Source organism: Mesorhizobium sp. M5C.F.Ca.IN.020.32.2.1 (assembly GCF_004023105.1).
Taxonomy (GTDB): domain Bacteria; phylum Pseudomonadota; class Alphaproteobacteria; order Rhizobiales; family Rhizobiaceae; genus Mesorhizobium; species Mesorhizobium wenxiniae.
The window spans coordinates 1-1,628 of record NZ_RZSX01001146.1 but is presented as its reverse complement, the minus strand read 5'-3'; the positions used below and the strand labels follow the sequence as shown (position 1 = coordinate 1,628).

Below are 1,628 nucleotides of genomic sequence, written 5' to 3'. Positions count from 1 at the left end.
GGCATGAGCACGTTCGTGCTCGAGGACGGCGTCGCCTACCACGCCTATTCCACCTATGCGCGCGGATTGGACGGCCTCTGGGGCATGTATCAGTGGCTCGACCGCGCGCCCCGAGGGCGTAACGAGACGGGCGTCTGGTGGCGCCGTCACGACGAGTACGGCCAAGGCTGACGTTCGATGACACTGCACTCCAACGATACGCAGAAGATGCCGCCCGCAGGCAGCGGATCTGCCGATTTCCCAAGCGACAATGTCGCCGCCCGCGGCGCGGCCGACTGGCTATCCCTGGCAGCCGCGCCAACCTTCGTAATGATGGCGCTGCAGACGGCCGTTGCCGGTGGTGCGGACATGATCTGCTCGGCGGCGCAAGATGCGTCGCCGCTGAGCGGAATGGTCATGATGTACTTGCTGATGAGCGCCTTCCATTTGGCGCCTTGGCTGAAGCTGGTCGCCAGCCGACGAAGCGCTGTCCGCCGGTCGTGATCCGGCGTTCGCAAAGCCTCTGGGATTGGCTTGCTGACGCCGCGGGTAGGGAAAGGACCAGGGCGCGAGCGCTCGTCTCAGGCGGCGCTCCACGGTCTTGCCCCTTGGATGATCTCTTGAGCACGTACGGCAAAGCGGCCGGCGAGAGGCCACTTGCCGGCGGCATCGGCCGACGCCGCGCTGCCTGCCCGCGCCCGGTCGGCGATGCCGACGAAGATCACCGCGAAACGGAACAGCGAAAAAACCAGGTGGAAGCGTTGCAGGGGCGCGGTGGGCACGGCATGGGCGAAATAATGGTCGAGGAATTCGCGCTGGCTGGGGATGCCGAGTGCCTCGTGATCGAGGCCGAGGATGCCGCCATATTCGTCCGGGGCCGAATGCCAGGTCATCGAGCAAAAGCCGAGATCGGCGAGCGGATGGCCGATCGTCGACAGCTCCCAATCGAGAATGCCGATCACCTGCGGCTTGTCGGGATGGAACAGCAGATTTCCGAGGCGGAAGTCGCCATGGGCGATCGACAGGCGCCCATCATCCACGGGCATATGCTGCGGTAGCCAGTCGGCGACCGCTTCGAGTGCCGGAATCCTGTCGCTCGGCGATTCCCTGAGCTGCCTGGTCCAGCGGCCAATTTGGCGCTCGAAATAGTTGCCGGGCCGGCCGTAGTCGCCGAGACCGACCTCGTCGGGACGGACGGCATGCAATTTGGCCATCGCTTCTGCCATGCCGAAATAGATGCCGCGTCGCTGCGCGGGCGAAAGGCCAGGCAGCGAACAATCGTGGAAGATGCGACCATCCAGCCGCTCCATCAGGTAGAAGGGCGTGCCGAGCAGCTCGGCACCGTCGTGATAGAGCACCGGCCCGGGCACCGGGACGTTGGTCGGTGCCAGCGCTTCAAGCACGCGGAATTCGCGATCGACGGCATGCGCCCCGCGCAGGATCGGCCCGGCCGGCTTCTTGCGCAGCACCATGCGATGCGCACCATAGTCCACGAAATAGGTAGGATTGGACTGTCCGCCGCCGATCCGCCCGAGCGACATTGAGGCATCGCCGAAGCGGCTCGCCAGAAAACCCTTCAATGCCGCAGGATCGAAGTCCGCATTCAACGGCTGCGCCATCTTTCCTCCTGAGCGCGCGTCCCTTATGCC

Annotated in this window: 3 protein-coding genes; 2 read left to right on the top strand and 1 reads right to left on the bottom strand. The window is 65.1% G+C overall.

Going from position 1 to position 1,628, the window contains the following annotated elements; translation table 11 throughout:
• Both EOA86_RS33765 and EOA86_RS33760 read left to right on the top strand, forming a co-directional pair.
• Window positions 1-171: DUF899 family protein (locus EOA86_RS33765; RefSeq protein ID WP_128345504.1), on the top strand; the 171-nt coding region annotated here is incomplete at its 5' end.
• A gap of 6 nt (window positions 172-177) precedes the next feature.
• Window positions 178-483: a hypothetical protein gene (locus tag EOA86_RS33760; RefSeq protein WP_128345502.1), complete on the top strand. Its 306-nt coding sequence runs from the start codon at window positions 178-180 to the stop codon at window positions 481-483.
• Window positions 484-560: 77 nt separating this feature from the next.
• Here EOA86_RS33760 and EOA86_RS33755 read toward each other — a convergent pair whose 3' ends face one another.
• Window positions 561-1,598, bottom strand: coding sequence for a phosphotransferase family protein (locus tag EOA86_RS33755; protein ID WP_065007088.1), 1,038 nt, complete (start codon window positions 1,596-1,598; stop codon window positions 561-563).
• Window positions 1,599-1,628: the final 30 nt, after the last annotated feature.

What these genes read in the sequence shown, in the direction of transcription:
- EOA86_RS33760 (WP_128345502.1), top strand. Translation starts at nt 178, where the DNA reads ATGACACTGCACTCCAACGATACGCAGAAGATGCCGCCCGCAGGCAGC.
- EOA86_RS33755 (WP_065007088.1), bottom strand. Translation starts at nt 1,598, where the DNA reads ATGGCGCAGCCGTTGAATGCGGACTTCGATCCTGCGGCATTGAAGGGT.